The 3,206-nt window shown below is 41.7% G+C and carries 3 protein-coding genes; 2 read left to right on the top strand and 1 reads right to left on the bottom strand.

Annotation, left to right across the window (positions count from 1 at the left end):
• Window positions 1–292: 292 nt before the first annotated feature.
• On the top strand, window positions 293–2,353 hold the full coding sequence (locus AB4496_RS19620) for a TonB-dependent receptor (protein WP_009846388.1): 2,061 nt from the start codon (window positions 293–295) through the stop codon (window positions 2,351–2,353).
• A 99-nt stretch (window positions 2,354–2,452) separates the two neighbouring features.
• Here the strand turns inward: AB4496_RS19620 and AB4496_RS19615 are convergent, their stop codons facing one another.
• On the bottom strand, window positions 2,453–2,695 hold the full coding sequence (locus AB4496_RS19615; RefSeq protein WP_032499777.1) for a phosphopantetheine-binding protein: 243 nt from the start codon (window positions 2,693–2,695) through the stop codon (window positions 2,453–2,455).
• Between the two features lie 211 nt (window positions 2,696–2,906).
• Here AB4496_RS19615 and AB4496_RS19610 point away from each other — a divergent pair.
• Window positions 2,907–3,206, top strand: a 300-nt coding sequence (locus AB4496_RS19610; protein WP_372131682.1) for an AMP-binding protein, incomplete at its 3' end; no start/stop codon positions are given.

The following is a 3,206-nucleotide window of genomic DNA, read 5'->3' as shown; positions in this document are numbered from 1 at the left end:
ACATTTAAATATGCAACCGATAAAGTACGGTTGAAAATTCGTCAGGTCATTGAAAGGAAAATCATTTTTCAATTTATTCGTTGAGTGATTTAGGCCTTGTTCAATGTGACGTTTTTTAGTCGGAATTTTGGCTCATGTATTAAAGCAGTGGTCAATAAGGAGCTAAGGAAGTACAGCTGATACTCGTTTTGAGTTGTTGCGTTTTCAACCTTTGAATGTCTTCCCTAGTTTTCCTTATAAATGCCGTACATGAGCCCACCTAAAGTTAATGCTTAATCAAGGAGAATTTTAAATGACAGCATTACGCCCCGCGGCAGTGAATGAGCTAGGAAATAGCAAATTCAAGCTACGTACTTTATCTGCAATCATCATGGGACTTTGTGTCAGTGGTCAAGCTTTTGCAGCGACGAACAATAATAATGAAACTACCGCTAACGAAGAAAAAACTACTTTTGAAGTTACCGTGTATGGCGAGAAAATAGAACGTTCGATTTATGATACGGGCTCAAGCGTGCATGTGTATGATGAAGATCGTATTGCGACTACTCCAGGTGCATCTGAGGTCGATGACTTGCTGCAGCTAACACCGAACATTGTAGATTCAGGTCAGGGTAATAACCTACCATCGATTCGTGGTGTTGATGGGTCAGGTCCTTCATTCGGTGGTCTTGCAGCCTTTGGTGGCTCTGTGCCAAGATTGAATCTTTCAATTGATGGACGCTCACTCAGCTATTCTGAAGTCGCGTTCGGTCCTCGCTCTTTATGGGATATGCAGCAAGCGGAAATTTATCTTGGACCGCAAAGCTATGTCCAAGGTCGAAATGCTTCTGCGGGTGCTATCGTTTTAAAATCCAATGATCCGACTTACGATTTTGAGAGCAAAGTTAAGGCTGCTATTGGTCAGCAAGACTATTCTCAAACCGCTGCGGTAATCTCAGCGCCAATACTTGAAGATCAACTGGCCTTCAGGTTGAGTGTTGATCAACAAAAACGCAGTAGTTATGCAGACCTTACTGCCTATGAACCTGTCGGTGACCCTAATCGAATTGAGATGACGACAGCTCGCGGTAAATTTTTACTAGAGCCAGCAGGCCTTCCTGGATTCAAAACCACGTTAACGATTGCCCATATGGATACCGTTGGACCTCAATCTGAATCTCAACAGACAAAGATCAATAGAGCTGTTTACGAAACTCAGTCAACAAGCGGCATTTGGGATGTATCTTATGACATCTCAGATACGTTAGTGTTCGAAAATAATTTGATCTACACCGATCGCACCTACGATCGAATCACTGATCCTGCGGGCAGAAAGCAGGATTTCAAATCGAAAGGTAATGAGTTCCAAATAGAGCCTTTGGTTCGATTTGATTCCCTTAGCGAAGATCTTTCTGGTTTGTTTGGTTTACGCTACTTCAAATCTGAAGATGATGATGTATTTGAACAGACTGGGTCATCTATACCAATGGAAGGCAAAAACCGTGCTATGTCGGCATTCGCTGAAGTGACGTACTTGGTGATGCCGAGCATCGAAGTTGTAGCGGCAGGGCGATTCGAACGCGAAAGCAAAAAACGCTATGTTGCCCCGGGTCGCTTCGGCTTAGATTATGATGAAACATCAAATGTATTCCTTCCTAAGCTTGAAGTTGCCTATAAGCCTGAATCAGATCAAACCGTGGGTATCCGAGCAGCTAAGGGCTTTAACTCTGGAGGTGGCGGTGTTGGCTTCAATAACAAAACGTGGGCATTTTCTTCATATACGTATGAAGACGAATACGTTTGGAACTATGAATTCTTCACTCGCCATAGTCTGCTAGATAATGAACTTGAGTTAACAACTAACGTCTTCTACAACGACTATGATAATTTCCAAGTACTGGAGACTTCATCAAAAGGTGATGTGAAAGTTGATAATGTTGATGAAGCATATACTTACGGTGCAGAACTAGGAAGCCGTTGGTTAACAACATCTAACCTAGAGCTATTGGCTTCACTTGGTTTGTTGAAAACAAGCTACAAAGATCATGCTAATAGCTCAAAAGAACTCGCTCGTGCCCCTTCTTTGACGGCAAGCTTCGGTGCTTTATACATGTTTGCTGAGAATTTCGAATTGAGTGGTAATGCGAATTACACTGGAGATTACTTCAGTGACGTTGAAAACTCAGCTAACCAGAGTATTGATGCTTACTGGGTTGCAAATGCACAAGTTGCGTATGTGTTTACTAACGGACGTATGTCTTTATTCGCTACAAACTTGTTTGATTCTCAGAAAGAAACATTCAATTTCGGTGGAGACGATATTACGAAGCAAGCTCCTCGCCAAATTGGTGGTTCAGTAGAATTGTACTTCTAATCGGTTAGATATAATAAAAACGCCTTGCTCAAAGCAAGGCGTTTATTGATCCCAAACGGTTGTCAAAATGTTTAAGGTGCTAGAAGTCAGAACCTTAATTTAGGCTGTAGCTTCAGTAGAGGTCATGATCGTCTGCCAAGATTCGAGTGTTGGCGTCGCCATTAATTGGGCAAAGCTAATGTTTATCCCTGCATTTCTTAGTTGGCCTGTTAGGCGCATCATACTGATTGAATCCAAACCGAGTTCGATGAGGTTAACGTCCGGCTTTACCGATTCGACTGGAACACTTAATACCTGACTGATTATTTCTACCAGATCAATATTTGCTTCTTGCTTAGACAAAATAATTTCCTTTTCTTTCGGAAGTTTATCTTCTACTTCCAATATTTCACTCAAATTCGCTATACACGATATCACCACTTGATTGTTATATACAAATGATTATTATTAGCATTTACATGTATTGATAGGCGTCAATTGTGCTGAATCGATTTGGGTATCTTAATACTTCCAAGCGTTGGTCTTAGCACTTCAACATACAATAAGGAATGACATGGAAACCGTGCTCAAGGAGAAGCTTTGTCAAGATGGCTTGTTATATGGCTTTGTTGATCAACCAGATCGTCAATCTGCGAAGTTTGAACAGAACAACTTATGGTTAAACACACCTTTATGGGCAATTTTGAGTGAAGGGGTTGCTCTGCATCCAACTAAACCTGCAGTAGCCGATCCGACGGGTAGCCTTACTTATGAAGAGTTGCAGTCTGAAGCAGACAGAATAGCCGCGGGTTTAAAAGAGGTCGGGTTAAAAGCTGGAGACCGGGTCGTATTTCAGGTGTCTAACAGCATTTAT

It is taken from the genome of Vibrio sp. 10N.222.46.A1, assembly GCF_041473595.1.
In the GTDB taxonomy this organism is placed as follows: domain Bacteria; phylum Pseudomonadota; class Gammaproteobacteria; order Enterobacterales; family Vibrionaceae; genus Vibrio; species Vibrio tasmaniensis_A.
Note: the sequence above shows the minus strand (reverse complement) of the source record. Positions and strands in the feature narration are given on the sequence as shown.